18 protein-coding genes are annotated in these 13,595 nt (G+C 63.0%); 11 read left to right on the top strand and 7 right to left on the bottom strand.

Annotation, left to right across the window (positions count from 1 at the left end):
* Nucleotides 1-13 precede the first annotated feature (13 nt).
* From L1277_RS02240 to L1277_RS02215, 6 genes are all read left to right on the top strand, one after another.
* Nucleotides 14-265 (top strand): hypothetical protein, encoded by a 252-nt coding sequence (locus L1277_RS02240; protein WP_253374719.1) that lies wholly within the window; start codon nucleotides 14-16, stop codon nucleotides 263-265.
* A 27-nt stretch (nucleotides 266-292) separates the two neighbouring features.
* Nucleotides 293-820 carry a GNAT family N-acetyltransferase gene (locus L1277_RS02235; RefSeq protein WP_253374718.1) on the top strand — a complete coding sequence of 176 codons (528 nt, stop codon included), beginning with the start codon at nucleotides 293-295 and terminating at the stop codon, nucleotides 818-820.
* A gap of 71 nt (nucleotides 821-891) precedes the next feature.
* Nucleotides 892-1,074: a hypothetical protein gene (locus L1277_RS02230; RefSeq protein ID WP_253374717.1), complete on the top strand. Its 183-nt coding sequence runs from the start codon at nucleotides 892-894 to the stop codon at nucleotides 1,072-1,074.
* An 81-nt stretch (nucleotides 1,075-1,155) separates the two neighbouring features.
* Nucleotides 1,156-1,503 carry a LysR family transcriptional regulator gene (locus L1277_RS02225; RefSeq protein WP_253374716.1) on the top strand — a complete coding sequence of 116 codons (348 nt, stop codon included), beginning with the start codon at nucleotides 1,156-1,158 and terminating at the stop codon, nucleotides 1,501-1,503.
* Nucleotides 1,503-1,970: a hypothetical protein gene (locus L1277_RS02220; RefSeq protein WP_253374715.1), complete on the top strand. Its 468-nt coding sequence runs from the start codon at nucleotides 1,503-1,505 to the stop codon at nucleotides 1,968-1,970. The genes L1277_RS02225 and L1277_RS02220 overlap by 1 nt, the downstream gene beginning before the upstream one ends.
* Nucleotides 1,971-2,003: 33 nt before the next feature.
* Complete coding sequence (locus L1277_RS02215) at nucleotides 2,004-2,663, top strand: alpha/beta family hydrolase (protein WP_253374714.1); 660 nt, start codon at nucleotides 2,004-2,006, stop codon at nucleotides 2,661-2,663.
* A 3-nt stretch (nucleotides 2,664-2,666) separates the two neighbouring features.
* Here L1277_RS02215 and L1277_RS02210 read toward each other — a convergent pair whose 3' ends face one another.
* From L1277_RS02210 to L1277_RS02200, 3 genes are read right to left on the bottom strand one after another with little or no spacing between them, the layout of a single operon-like run.
* Entirely contained in the window at nucleotides 2,667-3,242 is a 576-nt protein-coding gene (locus L1277_RS02210; protein WP_253374713.1) for an HhH-GPD-type base excision DNA repair protein, read from the bottom strand.
* 60 nt (nucleotides 3,243-3,302) lie between these two features.
* Entirely contained in the window at nucleotides 3,303-3,875 is a 573-nt protein-coding gene (locus L1277_RS02205) for a GIY-YIG nuclease family protein (RefSeq protein ID WP_253374712.1), read from the bottom strand.
* 51 nt (nucleotides 3,876-3,926) lie between these two features.
* Nucleotides 3,927-5,516 carry an ABC-F family ATP-binding cassette domain-containing protein gene (locus tag L1277_RS02200; protein ID WP_253374711.1) on the bottom strand — a complete coding sequence of 530 codons (1,590 nt, stop codon included), beginning with the start codon at nucleotides 5,514-5,516 and terminating at the stop codon, nucleotides 3,927-3,929.
* Between the two features lie 154 nt (nucleotides 5,517-5,670).
* Between L1277_RS02200 and L1277_RS02195 the strand changes: the two genes are divergently transcribed.
* Complete coding sequence (locus L1277_RS02195) at nucleotides 5,671-6,249, top strand: GNAT family N-acetyltransferase (protein ID WP_253374710.1); 579 nt, start codon at nucleotides 5,671-5,673, stop codon at nucleotides 6,247-6,249.
* 264 nt (nucleotides 6,250-6,513) lie between these two features.
* Nucleotides 6,514-7,053, top strand: coding sequence for a CarD family transcriptional regulator (locus L1277_RS02190; protein WP_253374709.1), 540 nt, complete (start codon nucleotides 6,514-6,516; stop codon nucleotides 7,051-7,053).
* 56 nt (nucleotides 7,054-7,109) lie between these two features.
* On the opposite strand, the gene L1277_RS02185 is transcribed toward L1277_RS02190, so the two are convergent.
* The 4 genes from L1277_RS02185 to L1277_RS02170 all read right to left on the bottom strand — a co-directional run bounded on the left by L1277_RS02185 (nucleotide 7,110) and on the right by L1277_RS02170 (nucleotide 9,960).
* Complete coding sequence (locus L1277_RS02185; protein ID WP_253374708.1) at nucleotides 7,110-8,357, bottom strand: endo-1,4-beta-xylanase; 1,248 nt, start codon at nucleotides 8,355-8,357, stop codon at nucleotides 7,110-7,112.
* 469 nt (nucleotides 8,358-8,826) lie between these two features.
* Nucleotides 8,827-9,213, bottom strand: coding sequence for a PLD nuclease N-terminal domain-containing protein (locus L1277_RS02180; RefSeq protein ID WP_253374707.1), 387 nt, complete (start codon nucleotides 9,211-9,213; stop codon nucleotides 8,827-8,829).
* 58 nt (nucleotides 9,214-9,271) lie between these two features.
* Complete coding sequence (locus L1277_RS02175) at nucleotides 9,272-9,481, bottom strand: helix-turn-helix transcriptional regulator (protein ID WP_253374706.1); 210 nt, start codon at nucleotides 9,479-9,481, stop codon at nucleotides 9,272-9,274.
* Nucleotides 9,481-9,960: a DUF2975 domain-containing protein gene (locus tag L1277_RS02170; RefSeq protein ID WP_253374705.1), complete on the bottom strand. Its 480-nt coding sequence runs from the start codon at nucleotides 9,958-9,960 to the stop codon at nucleotides 9,481-9,483. The genes L1277_RS02175 and L1277_RS02170 overlap by 1 nt, the downstream gene beginning before the upstream one ends.
* A gap of 136 nt (nucleotides 9,961-10,096) precedes the next feature.
* On the opposite strand from L1277_RS02170, the gene ligD reads away from it, so the two are divergent.
* The 3 genes from ligD (at nucleotide 10,097) to L1277_RS02155 (ending at nucleotide 13,353) form a co-directional block, all read left to right on the top strand.
* Nucleotides 10,097-11,320, top strand: a complete 1,224-nt coding sequence (ligD, locus tag L1277_RS02165; RefSeq protein ID WP_253374704.1) for a non-homologous end-joining DNA ligase — start codon at nucleotides 10,097-10,099, stop codon at nucleotides 11,318-11,320.
* Between the two features lie 114 nt (nucleotides 11,321-11,434).
* Nucleotides 11,435-11,839 carry a VOC family protein gene (locus tag L1277_RS02160; RefSeq protein WP_253374703.1) on the top strand — a complete coding sequence of 135 codons (405 nt, stop codon included), beginning with the start codon at nucleotides 11,435-11,437 and terminating at the stop codon, nucleotides 11,837-11,839.
* A gap of 74 nt (nucleotides 11,840-11,913) precedes the next feature.
* The gene (locus tag L1277_RS02155) at nucleotides 11,914-13,353 is read left to right on the top strand and encodes an LssY C-terminal domain-containing protein (RefSeq protein ID WP_253374702.1); all 1,440 of its coding nucleotides are present in this window, start codon (nucleotides 11,914-11,916) and stop codon (nucleotides 13,351-13,353) included.
* The last annotated feature ends 242 nt before the right edge of the window (nucleotides 13,354-13,595 follow it).

The following is a 13,595-nucleotide window of genomic DNA, read 5'->3' as shown; positions in this document are numbered from 1 at the left end:
GTACGGTGAGGGTATGAGCAAGGCATGGGGGCCGGTTCGCAGAGTCGGCACAGATGAGGCTCGTCCGGCGGACGAGAAAAGCAACATGCGCAAGGCCGAGAAGGTCGTGGTTCCGGAGGTGAGCATCCTCTCGAACTGGCTACCGGCAGCCAACCCGACGGACGGTCAGCCGTACCGCGCGACGCGGGCGCAGCGCTCGACTCCAGCGAAGCCACCCGGTCGCGTTTACCCGAAGGGGTACGACTCACGGGGAAGTGACTTCTAGCCTCGAAGCCGGTGCCAGACTGGGCGAGTGATTGCAGCGCTGAGCCTTCCCACTGCCCTGACCGCGCGTTCTGGCGAGGTGACGCTCCGGCGCGCAACTGGCGACGACCTGGCGGCGCTGATCAGGTTGATGTCGGATGACCCGATCAGCGCGGCTCGAGGTGATCGGGCCGACGCCGCAGACACGCCGGCATACGCGACCGCGCTCTCGGATGTGCTGGCCGATCCGGCGAACGAGTTGCTTGTTGCGGAGGATGAGCACGGCACGGTCGTCGCCACCGTACAACTGACCGGAATCCCGGGACTGGCTCGGCAGGGCGCCACCCGCCTGCTCGTGGAAGCGGTGCGGGTGTCCAGCGCTCAGCGTTCGAGCGGTATCGGCAGCGCAATCATGCGGTGGGTGACCGGAATCGCGGCACCGACGCTCGGCGCGGGCCTTGTGCAGCTCACCTCAGACGAAGCACGGGCCGATGCTCACCGTTTTTACGAGCGACTCGGCTTCGTGGGATCGCACCGCGGCTTCAAGTTTCTCGTACCTTCACGCCGGTCGATCTAGAGTGAGTGCCTGAAAACGATCGCGCTCGCAAGCCCTTGAGCGCTTCTCACCCAGGGCCGTAGCGTGACGTCATGACTGATAGCGAAAACTTCACCGACGACGTCACCAGCCCGCTCACCGAGACCGGGCAGACCACCCACGACCCCGAGACTCCGGAGACGCTGACCGGCGAAGAGTCGCGCAGCGCGGAGACCGGTGACGAAGGAATCCTCCCCACTCCGGAGCCGACCGACGGCACCGCGCCGGCACCGTAACGGCAGGGCTGCGGGCGCGATCGCAGGCGTACCCGTACGCTGGGCTGTGCCGCGTTTCTCTCGGCACACAGAAACGAGACCATGGACACGATCGCGCTCCGGCGTTTTGTCGCTGCTGCCGAGGAACTTCACTTCGCGCATGCGGCGAAACACCTCAACATTCCGCGGTCGACGCTGATTGCCTCGGTGCGCGAGCTTGAGAGCGAACTCGGTACACCCCTGTTCGATATGGATGCACCAACCACGACGCTCACGCCTGCCGGAGAAGCGTTGCTGGCCGACCAGCAGCGTAAACGCGCCGAGACCGCAGCGTCGGTTCAGAACAAGCCCCAGCCCGCCGGCGGCAAAGCGAAGGCGAACAAAGGCAAGGGCAGGGCTCCGGCGGTGAAGGGCCAGCCGCGGCCCGGCAAACGACGTCAGTCCCGCTGATGACAGCGGCTGCCACTCCACCGCCGGTGCGTCGCAATTCTCCAGCCGCGACTCTCGGGCAGATCATCCTCGGTGGCTTTCTCCTCACCGCCGGTGTCAGCCACTTGACCGTCGCTCGAGATGCGTTTCAGGCACAAGTGCCGACGTGGCTTCCGCTCGAGGCCGATTTTGTGGTCGTCGCCTCCGGCATTGTCGAAATCCTGCTTGGCCTCGCTCTTCTGGTGTTGTGGCGCTGGCGAGTTCCGGTCGGCTGGATCGTCGTGGCCTTCTTCGTGGCGGTGTTCCCTGGCAACATCTCACAGTTCACCACCGGTACCGACTCATTCGGCCTCAACGACGATCTGAGCCGAGGAATCCGGCTCCTGTTCCAACCGCTGCTCGTTCTCTGGGCGCTCTGGTCAACCGGTGCGTGGCGAGCCTGGCGCACTCACCGCGCCGCGACCAGGCACAACGCCGATACCCACTGACGTCGACGCAACCCGTTCGGTACCCTCGAGTCCATGATCATCGACGTGCCGACCTCGCTCGGCCCCGGGCGGCTCACCGTCAGCGAGGCGGCCCTTCCCCGCGCTGTGGTGTGGCTCGGCCACGGCGCCGGCGGCGGAATCGGTGCTCTTGATTTGGTCGCCCTCGCAGAGCAGCTGCCCGCCGAGGGATTCACCGTCGCCCGGTATGAGCAACCCTGGCGAGTCGCCGGCAAGAAGATCGCACCGCGGCCGGCCGCTCTCGACATCGCGTGGCGTGAGACAGCCGGTGCTGTGTTCGAGCTTGCGTCTGGCGTGCCGCTGGTTGTGGGCGGCCGGAGCGCCGGTGCCCGAGTCGCCTGCCGTACCGCTGATGACCTCGAAGCCGCTGCAGTGATCTGTCTGGCCTTCCCCTTGCATCCTCCGGGCAAGCCGGAGAAGACCCGGCGAGACGAGCTGCTCCTCCCCACCGTTCCCACCCTCGTGCTGCAGGGCGACCGCGACACGTTTGGCACGGCCATCGATCTGGAGCGTGAGATCGCCGATACATCGACCGTGCGCGTGGTTCCCGTCGCGGGCGCTGACCACGGCATGAAGGTCCTGGCGTCATCGCCTCTTAAGGCGACGGATGTTGCTGCGCACGTGACAGCATCCGTCACCGATTTCCTGAATCACGTTCTCAGAACACGCCGGTAGGCCCTATTTGCGTTTAGCGGCGGCCTTCGCGATCTTCTTCGTCTCCCGTACTTTCGCGAGCGAATCAGGGTCGACGATGTCGGCGACAGAGCGGTGGCTTCCCGGTTCGCCGTATGCCCCCGCAGCCTCACGCCAGCTGTCGCCCGTGAAGCCGTACTGCTTGCCGAGGAGCGCCACGAAAATCTTCGCCTTTTGATCGCCGAAGCCCGGAAGCGATTTCAGCCGACGGAAGACCTCCGCGCCGTCCGGGAGGTCTTTCGTCCAGAGAGATTCAGCGTCGCCGTCCCACTCGTCAACGATGGCCTGGCAGAGCGCCTGCACACGGCCTGCCATGCTGGCGGGATAGCGGTGAACCGCCGGAGGGGTCTTGAACAGGTCGGCAAACGCATCGGGGTCTGCGCCAGCGATTGACTGAGCGTCAAACGATCCGAGCCGGTCGCTGATCTTCAGCGGACCCCCGAATGCCGATTCCATCGGTACCTGCTGATCGAGGAGCATCCCGACGAGAAGCGCGAGTGGGTCAGTGGAGAGGAGGGCGTCGGCATTCGCGTCGCCGGTGATGTTCAGGGTGCCGGTCATGGTTCCATCTTCGCAGTCAGGTGTGCTTACCGGCCAGCAGAGCGGTTGTCCAGAGCTTCGCTATCCCTGCAGCGCGATCTTCTCGCTGACCCAGCGTTTGTAGAGCAGCCACGGATCGTCGACGCCAGCGGTCACGACTCCGATGTGCCGGAGCAGCGCGTCGTGTACCGCGAACCATTCGCTGGAGTGCAGGCGATGGCTCGCGAACTGGGTATGACGCCGGCGCTCGAGTTGGCGGCCGCCCAGCTCGAAGCCGAGCAGCTCGTCGTGAACGATGTTGCCCAGTCGGCTTCGGGGGTTCGACGACGTTCCGATCTTGATCCGGTCGTCGAACCGGAGGTAGTAGACCACGTCAACCCGTGCCGAGATCACTTCGGCGTCGGGGAAGTCGCCGACTTTCCATTCGCACACGGCGCACAACCATCCCGAGGGGTATCGAACGCCCAGCCGGGATCCGCACGCAATGCAGGGCGACTCGAGGGCGTCGGTTACGCCGTATTCTCGGTCTGCCCACTGGGAGGCGAGCGCAAGGTGGTGGCTGCACACACTGAGCGGAGCCTGCGCCTCGGCCGGCAGCCCGCAACGACCGCCGCGGGTGTCCTCAATCGAACAGGTCTTAGCGGGCGAACTCATGCGGCCACGCTACCGTCGACCACCGACTGTCGCGTCGAGGTCGCACCAGCGCTACGCGGCTCGGACGACCAGTTCACCGGCGTCAGCACCGTCAACGCCGAACTCGATCTTGCGATTGGCGACCTTGTCACTGAAGAAACGATCGTGACTGACCACAACGACAGCGCCGGGGAAATGGACGAGGGCCCGCTCCATCACCTGGGTGCTCGCCAGGTCGAGGTGGTTCGTGGGCTCATCGAGCACGAGCACGGACGCACCAGACAACAGGCACTGCGCCATAGCCACTCGAGCGCGCTGCCCACCCGACAGGTTGCCGATGCGCTGCTTGAGATCGTCTTCCGAGAACTGGAACATCGCAAGGAACCGTGCCACCGACTTGCGAGTGGCCGCGAAGGCGAGGCTCCCCGGCGCCGCGTTGACGGCGTGGGTGATCGTGTCATCCAGATCAAGATCGGCGAGCATCTGGTTGTAGGAGACAACGCCGCTCCCCTTGGCCCACACGGCCTCTCCGGAATCCGCCGATTCTTCACCTGTGAGCACCCGCAGGAGCGTTGACTTTCCGCTTCCGTTCGAACCGTGCACAACGATGCGGTTCCCCCGGCGCAGTTCAAAGGTGAGGTCTCTAAACAGCACCTTTTCGCCATACGATTTCGTTAGTCCGGTCACCCGACACAGCACATCCTTCACGTGCAGCCCGCCGTAGATTTCGGTGATGATCTGGTCGACCGGTCGTGGCGCGCGTGACTTCTTGATGCCAGACAACTTCTTGTCGAGCCCACGGCTTGCCGCCTTGGCCGCTTCCCGTCGATCGGCGATGCCCTCGGCCTCGAAGGCGAGGAGCTCCGACTCGTGCACAAACTGTGCCTCGAGCGTCTTGAGCCTGAATTGCTTCTGCACGACGTACTCGCCAAAGTTGCCCGGATACTCGTGGAGGTGGAAGTTTTCGAGTTCGACGATGCGGGTGACCACCGTGTCAAGAAACTTCCGGTCGTGCGACACGATGATCGCGGCACCACGGAAGTCACGGAACCACGCTTCAAGCCACTCGACTCCGGCGACGTCGAGAAAGTTGGTGGGCTCGTCGAGCAGCAGCACATCCGGTCGCTCGAGAACCAGCTTGGCCAGCGCGGCCCGGTTCCGCCATCCGCCTGACAACTGGTCGATCGGGCACACACGATGTGCGTCGTTGAAGCCCAGCCGGGTCAGCGCCTCGTCGATTCGGCGGGTGTAGTCCCAGCCGTCCAGCCGGTCCATCTCCTCGAACAGCTCACCCTGGCGGGTGATCAGCGACGTCAGGTCCGCCGAAGGATCAGCAGCGATGTGGGCGTCGATCGACGCGAGCTCAGCTTCCACCTCTCGAATGGATGCGAACACGTCGTTCAAAACCTCGGTGATCGTCGCCGTTCCGTCCAGCTCAGAGAATTGAGAAAAATATCCCAAGCGGATGCCGTTATCCAGCGTGAGCGTCCCCGCATCCGGAGAGACCTGACCGAGGATCAATTTCAGAAGAGTCGACTTACCCGAGCCGTTTCGGCCGATCAATCCAACGCGGTCCCCGGTTTCCAGGCGAAACGAGGCCTCGCGCAGCACCTGCATCGAGTCGAATCGAACAGTGACGTCATTCAGTCGGATCAGGCTCATGCCAGTCGTCCTCTCAGGTGGGATATCGCACAAGGCCCACCCGGCTTTGAACGCATGTGTTCCCCAAGGGTAGCCGAGCACCCTGCAGGTTCTCTTCCACTCCCCCGGCGCCCGTGACACGATATACCGACACTGGTTCGCCTGGAGGTGCGCGATGCAGCAGCTCACGATCCGCCCTGCGGATTCCTTCACCGACGTGGCCACGATGCTCGGGCCCAGGAACCCTCAGTCCTCGGTCTGCTGGTGCCTCTCCTGGCGACTTAGCTCCGCCGAGAATCGCTCGCTCGCCGGCACCGATCGCGCTGACAAGGTCCGCGAGCTGGTGGCCCGCGACCACGCCCCTGGCGTCCTCGCCTACCGCGACAGCGAGGTGGTCGGCTGGGCGGGAATCGCCCCACGCACAGAGCTTCACCCCATCGAACATTCGCGCCGCATTCCGCACCTTGACGACCTCCCGGTCTGGTCGCTGTGGTGCATTCGGGTCCGGCCGGGCTTTCGCAAGCAGGGCGTCTCCGACGCACTCATCACTGGCGCCGTCGACTACGCGAAAAGCATGGGTGCGCCCGGCGTCGAGAGCTACCCGGTCGACAACGACGGCGAGCGCGTCGACCTCACCATGGCGTTTGTCGGAACCCGAGTGATGTTTGAGCGGGCCGGTTTCCGCAAGGTCGCCGACACCCAATCGGTGTCAGGCGGGTTCCCACGCGTGATCATGCGACGGATGCTGTCCTGACGGTTTTCGTTTCGGTCACACCGCCTGCACCAGCAGTCTGCTCAGGAAGCTGTCGGCCTGATGTGAGAGAATTGAACCAGCCAAGCTCGCGACTCCAGTCGCTTTCACCCACGTGAATTCAACTGCCCGCGCGCCCATGCACCCCGTCGGACCCGCTGTCCTGTCCGCCGGGAGTTGGGACGACTGTCAGCTGTCGGAGAGACTTTCGTTTCGTCGATCGCTGAGGTTGAGTGTGGCGCTCACGCGCACCCGGAGGTACATTCCATGCAGTTTTCCGAAGGCCAAACCGTCGTCTACCCAGTACACGGTCCCGCCACTATTACGTCGATCTTCTCGCGCACCGTCAAGGGAAACGAGATTGAATACCTCAAGCTCGAGGTACACGACTCCAAGCTCGAGGTGAGCGTTCCTCTCGCCAGCGCTGAGAAGGTCGGCATTCGCGCCGTCCTGGGCGCTGAAGACATGAAGGCCCTGTTTGAGGTTCTCCGTGCCCCGACCATCGACGAGGAAGACAAATGGTCTCGTCGCATGAAGGACAACCAGGAGAAGCTCAAGGTCGGTGATATCTTCACGGTCGCCGGTGTCGTTCGCGACCTCACCCGACGCAGCGAATACAAGGGCCTGTCACTCGCCGAGCGTGATCTCCTTCGCCACGCGCAGGGACCGCTCGTCACCGAGATCGCTCTCTCCCTCGGCATCGACAACGACGAAGCCGAAGCGGCGCTGCAGAACGCGCTCAACCCGGCCTCGCCGGAGGGTGCCGCTGTGACGGAGAACACATCCGGCACAACCGCCGCAGCTTAACCGCTCAGCGCGCAACGGTCGAGCACAACTCGAAGCAAGCACGGTCGCCCGGCTGGTCATACCAGCCGGGCTTCCGTGTTCGTGGACGCAGCCGTCAGCGTCACGTTCGCGGTGTGCCCGTGTGCACTCACGGCGTACTCACCGAAGAATCCTGAGAGCTCGAGCTTCCCGTCCGCGTCAGTGCGCAAAGCGGTGCGCGGCAGCCACCACTCCCCTTTGATCAGCGCCTTGAGCGCGTCATAGGACGGTTTGGGAGAGCCATCAGCGCGCACTAGTCCGCCGGGTGCGCCCAGCCAGGCACCGTCATCGGTGAGGCCCCAGTAGGTAATCGCCTGCACGGCCGGGTGCCCGACGAGCGACCGGTAGTGCCGCTCGATCTCGTCGGCCTGCCGTGCCTCGCCGTCAGGAGTCGATGGCCAGGCCGGTATTTGATAGTCGTTGAGGTCGACGATTTCGGGCGGCATAAGGTGGCCAGACAACAGTGTCGTCTCGGTCAGGTGTAACGGCAGACCGTAGCGAGCGAAGCGATCCACCATGGCGAGCATCTTCTCTTCGCCCCAGTACCCTTGGTGCATGTGGGTCTGCAGCCCGATTGCGTCTATCTGGATGCCTGCCTCGAGCACCCCTTCGATGAGGCACTCGTATGCGCTCGACAGGTCAAAATCGTTGAGGATCAGGGTCGCAGAGGGATTGGCGTTGCGGGCTTCCTCGAACGCCAACCGCACCATCGGAATGCGTCCGATGCTGTGCGCCAACCGGGTGATGCCATTCTTCTCCGCCGTGAACACCGGCATGATCACCACTTCGTTGATGGCATCCCAGGTATCGATAACGCCCGCAAAGTTCGACACCTCACGCTGGATTCGACCCCGTTGCAGCTGCTCAATCTCGTCGATCGGACGATCGACGAGCCATTCGGGCGCCAGTGTGTGCCAGGTCAACGGGTGTCCCTTCACAGAGACACCGCGGTCAGCGAACCACCGTGCCGTGCGAAGCAGACGCTCGGTGTCGGGTGCCCCCTCTTCCGGCTCGAAACCACGCCAGTAGAACGGGAGAGTCGCCGTGTTGAAGAGGTCAAGCCAGAGATCGGAGAGTTCGGCCAGTCCCTCGACGGCCGCCGCGCCGAATGCTGACGGAGGAGCGCTCGCTGCGGCCTCGGCGTTGGCCAGCGGAATGAAGTCGAATCCGATGTTGCCGAAGGTGAATGCATGGCGGGTCTGCTCGACGGTCACGTCGGCGTTGGCGAGGGGTGCTCCATCTGGCCCAACGACCGTGACCTCGGCTGATCCGCGTCGGTGGTCCATGCTCACTGGGCAGGCCTGACTGCGGTACGGGAACTGTTCATCTTCGAACGCCTCTCGACAAGCTTCGGCGCTGGTGCCGAAGGAGGTGGGAATGATTCGAGCGTACGGATGACAGCCGATCGGCACAAGTTGTTCTATGCAACAAATTCGATCCGAGCCCTCAACCCATGAACGTGATGTGGGTGGGGCGATTCTCAAGGTCGCGGGTGGCGTTGCAGTACCGACATCCCCAGTAGCGGTGCACGTCCGGTGAATCTTGTTTCATGACCCACTTGTGAAATCTCAGACGGCACCTGAGTCGACGGTCCATTTCGGACTCCCATCGCAAGGAACGGGTGCCACGCACGCGCAAACCACGGTGCGCCTTCGGCCCCGGTTCTCTCGCACCGTAGTGGCCCCTGCACGTCGCCGCCTCCGGGGTGAACCCTCAGATTTCTGCGCAGGAGTGCGCACGCTTTCGCGAAGGGCCTCAGTCCGGCTTGCGGCGCTCCTCGACGTCACGCTGCAGTCGCTCGATCCGCGCCTGCTTCTCATGAAACTCGATCTCTCGTTCAAGGTCGGCAAGTTGTTCCTCGGTGCTTCGAACCCGAGCGGTCGGCGTCGCCACAGGGCGACCTGGAGTGTCGCGCGGCCGGCGCGACACCTGGACGGGAATTCGCGGGCGGTCGCCATTCGACCGCTCGTACTCCCGACCGAGACTGAACCAGAGCACGCTTCCAATCAGCGGCAGGAAGACGACAAGCAGCACCCAGACGATCTTCGGCATGTGCTTCACCTGCGTGTCTTGGCGCGTGATGATGTCGACGAGGGCGCCGATCACCAGGATGAGGGAGATGGCCGAGATCACGAGGGGCATGGACGAGAGCATATTGAGGAACCATCTCCGGGCGCCATGTTTTTCACCAAATGAGGCCTTAGCGGTCGGGAGCCCACTCGAGGATGTCACCCGGTTGGCAGTCGAGCACCCGACAGATTGCGTCGAGGGTGCTGAACCGGACGGCCTTCGCTCGGGAGTTTTTCAAAATGGAGATGTTTGCGACAGTGATGCCAACAGCATCCGCTAATTCAGTCACGCTCATTTTGCGTTGTGCCAGCGCAACGTCGAGATTGACCACGATGGCCATCAGACCACCTCGTCGAGGTAGCGTGCCTGCTCGGACGCTTTGACAAGCAAACCCCGCATGACGAAGACGACGAGGGCGAGAGCCGCGCAGCCGAAGGCGACGCCGAGCGCGAGAACGAAGAATCCCGGCTCCCCCGCGTCTGCCGTGAGTTCCATGGTGAGAAGTGCCGCGACGATGACCGCCGCCGCCAAGAGGAGCGCACCGATCATGGTGTCGACGAATCTGAATGCGCGTGTGGTGAAGATAGCCTCTCGGCGAACGAGGGACAGCAACATCCACACGCACGCGAGGACAACTTGTCCGCAGAGCACGAAGAGAATGCCAGCGATGAGGAGCGGCAGGCGCAGGAATGCCAGGTCGGGGCTATCCGCCGCCGACTCCGACGTTTGAATGGGAATCATCACGAATTGCACGAAGAGTCCGGCGACCACCATCAGCAGAATGAAGATCTTCGACAAAACGATCGCGGTGCGGGTCATGACAGCCTCTTATCGTTAATCAATACGAACATATCGAAAACCAATACCATTAATGCGACCGCATCGCTTTTGACCCGGACGGCGTCGGTAATGGAAGGGGCTACCTGCGACGAGGCGGCACAGTTATGGTGAACACGTGAGCCCCACGACGAGTCCCGCACAGGTGTTGGAGATCGACGGGCGCGAGGTGAGAATCTCGAATCCGGAGAAGGTGATCTTCCCCGAGGTCGGAATCACGAAGATTGAGTTGGTCGAGTATTATTTGGCCGTCGCGGAGGGCGCCCTGCGCGGTGTTGCCGGGCGGCCCATGGTCCTCAAGCGTTTCGTGAAGGGCATCGATCAGGAGGCGTTCTTTCAGAAGCGCGCGCCCGACAAACGACCCGAGTGGATCGACACCGCAACGCTGCACTATGCGTCCGGTAATTCCGCGGAGGAGGTGGTGGTGCGAGATGCCGCCGCCCTGGCTTGGGTTGTGAACCTCGGCTGTATCGATCTGAACCCTCACCCGGTGCGCGCAGAGGATCTGGAGCATCCCGACGAGCTCCGTGTCGACCTCGATCCGATGCCCGGAGTGGAGTGGCGCCAGATTGTCGACGTGGCCATGATCGCGAGGGACGTCCTGACAGACCACGGATTGGTCGGTTGGCCCAAGACGTCGGGGTCGCGCGGCATCCACGTTTACGCGCGCATCGAACCGCGATGGGGATTCCGAGACGTTCGTCTCGCCGCTGAGACGTTGGCACGCGAGGTGGAGCGACGGGCTCCGGGACTCGCAACGGCACGGTGGTGGAAAGAGGAACGCGGCGAAAGCGTATTCGTCGACTTCAATCAAAACGCCAAGGACCGCACGGTCGCATCGGCATACTCGGTGCGCGCGTTGCCCGATGCCCGAGTGTCCACACCGCTCGACTGGGACGAGGTCGCCATATCTCGGCCAGAAACCTTCACAGTCCGGTCCGTTATCCAACGATTCGCTGAGCGTGGCGACCCCTTCGCTGGAATCGACCAGGCGGCAGGCCAGCTCGATTCTCTCCTCGCCTTGGCGACGGAGCTGGGACCTGCGGAGAAGCCTCCGAAGGCCTCGGATGGGTCCGGCCGACGCCAGTCCACAATGCCGCTCATCGAGATCGCTCGAGCGAAGACAAAGCCCGAGGCGCTGGAGGGACTGGAACGATGGAAGTCACAGCACGCTAGCGTGGTCGACTTCCTGGATCCCGCAGATGTCCTCGTCGACGGGATGCGCGGCTCAAGCTCACTCTGGTATCGGATTCGAGTCAATCTGCAGCATGTTCCCATTGAGAAGCGGCCGGAGCAGGCGGAGCTCGAGATCGACTACGACCCGTGGGCGGGAAGGTCCTGAGTCACGGGACCGAAGCTTCGCCGACGTGTTGTCATCGCACAACTCGCAAGGGGCACGGGCCTTCAGGGGACGCTGACTCTACCCAAGGCCTTCGCCCGAGGTTAGGCTTGCGAGGTGTCGTCCCCTCTGATCTACGTGAGTTTCCCCCATACAGCTCATGACGCGTTGACCTTCTACGCTCAGGTTTTCGGCGGAGAGCTGAACCTCCACACGTTCGAGGACTTTGGTCGGACCGATGGTCCCCCGGATGCGATCGCTCACGGTGTTCTCGACGGACCCGTCTCGCTGGCGGGATCAGATATCACCGAGGGCGACAGGGCTGTATCGGTTGAAGGCATCAAACTGGCCCTGCTCGGGACGGCGGGGCCCCAGATCCTCCATCAATGGTTCGAGAAGCTTGCTGACGGCGGGTCGGTTGTCGACCCGCTGACTCGACGGCCGTGGGGCGCGACTGATGGCCAGGTGGTGGATCGATACGGTCTCTGCTGGCTCATCGGCTACGAAGGAAACGCTGAATAGCGCGTCGGGTCCTCAACACTCGAACAAGCAGCGGCGCCTTCACTCCTCTGCCGCTCGGCCGGTAGTCTGCCCGCATGAGCGCCGTCGAGCGACCGACTGTTGGCGCGCCTCCGAGAGCGGCGCGATTGTCCGGCAATGCGCTCCTCGACGGATTTGTTTTCGTTTACGCGGGACTCGCGGTGGTGTGGCTGGCTTGGCTAGTGCTCAGCGAGTCATTCGAATTCGGCTGGTTCGGCATCCTGTTCTTTCTGGCGTTTTGGCTGGTTGTTGCGTATCTCGTGTTGCCCCGCCTTCACCGCATACTTACCACGATCTACGTCCCTAATTACTTCATCGGCCGAGCCCGCACGAGTGACGGTTTGCTCGGAGACCCGGTCAACCTGGCATGTCTCGGTGATGAAGCCGACCTGCACGCAGCACTGGTCGCAGCGGGATGGACGCGAGCCGACGGTCTGACACTGGCCAGCGGATGGCGCATCGTGATGTCGACACTCAACCGTCGGAGCTACGACGAAGCGCCGGTGAGTCCACTCTTCCTCTTCGGACGAAAACAAGACTTCGCCTATCAGCAGGAGGTGGCAGGAAACCCGGCCAAGCGACACCATGTCCGGTTCTGGCGGACTCCCGATGGCTGGTTGCTCCCGGGGGGAAGGCGGGTCGACTGGCTTGCGGCGGGCACCTTCGACCGGGCGGTGGGATTTTCACTTTTCACGCTTCAAATCACCCATAAGATCGACGCCGACATCGATGTTGAGCGTGATCACATCGTACGAACGGTGATGGATAGTAACGCTGATGTTCGCATTGATGTTATTGAGGATTTCTCCACCGGCTATCACTCGCGCAATGGCGGTGGTGACACGATCCGGACCGATGGAGATCTGCCGGTCATTGATGCGAGACAAATGGTCGAGGTTCCTCGAACCGAGGCAACGCATGCCAAGCCACACCCCGACAGTTCCCGAATGCCCGTGGCGAAGCGGCCCGCTTTCGAGTCCGCAGTTGTACTGGCCGAGGACGAACGCGCTGCACGAACGGCAGCCAGGCCAGTACCGACAACGCTCGGAGCGGGACTCATTGTCGTCAGGGTTCTACTCGGTGCTGTCTGGTTGCTGGCTCTGGGATTGGACTGGAATACGGTGCTCGAAAACGATCTAGGCATCGCGCCGAGCGATAGCGACTGGTCGGCGGTTTCCGGAACGGTATTGACGGTGGTGCTTGTCCTTGGCAGCCTCCTGCTCGCAGCGGAACTCGTGTTCGCGTGGCTCGTCTCTCAGGGCAGCAATTGGGCGAGAATCGCGGTCATGGTGGTGGCGATGGGAAGCATCACCACCGCCGCCCTCGACTACTTCCTCGACGGCCAAGAGATCACGATTCGCACTACCCTGCTTACGCTGGCGTGCGACATCTTGGTCCTGCTCGCGCTTTCCAGTCGATCCTCCCGAGCGTGGGCCAGGCGGCCTCGAATACGACAAAGGGCTGATCAATTCACGGAGCCGCCGTCCTCGCGTTGAAGGCTTCCATTTGCTCCACCCCTGACGGTCCACAGTTCCTTGCCAGCCCCTTCAATCATGGTGCTCTCCACACCCCGTCCGCATATGGTCGATTGCCCCGGATTGACGGGTCAGCGCCGCGCCGATCCCTACTATCTGGAACCAGTTCGATCGTCAACGGCTTGTCGCATGCGTAATGTTCGGCGCACGCTGGCGTCTGGGGCACCCCGCATCACGATGGAACGCCCCGGACATGTGAAAGG

It is taken from the genome of Okibacterium sp. HSC-33S16, assembly GCF_024171565.1.
Taxonomy (GTDB): domain Bacteria; phylum Actinomycetota; class Actinomycetes; order Actinomycetales; family Microbacteriaceae; genus Mycetocola_A.
This window is presented reverse-complemented; position numbering and strand designations above follow the sequence as displayed.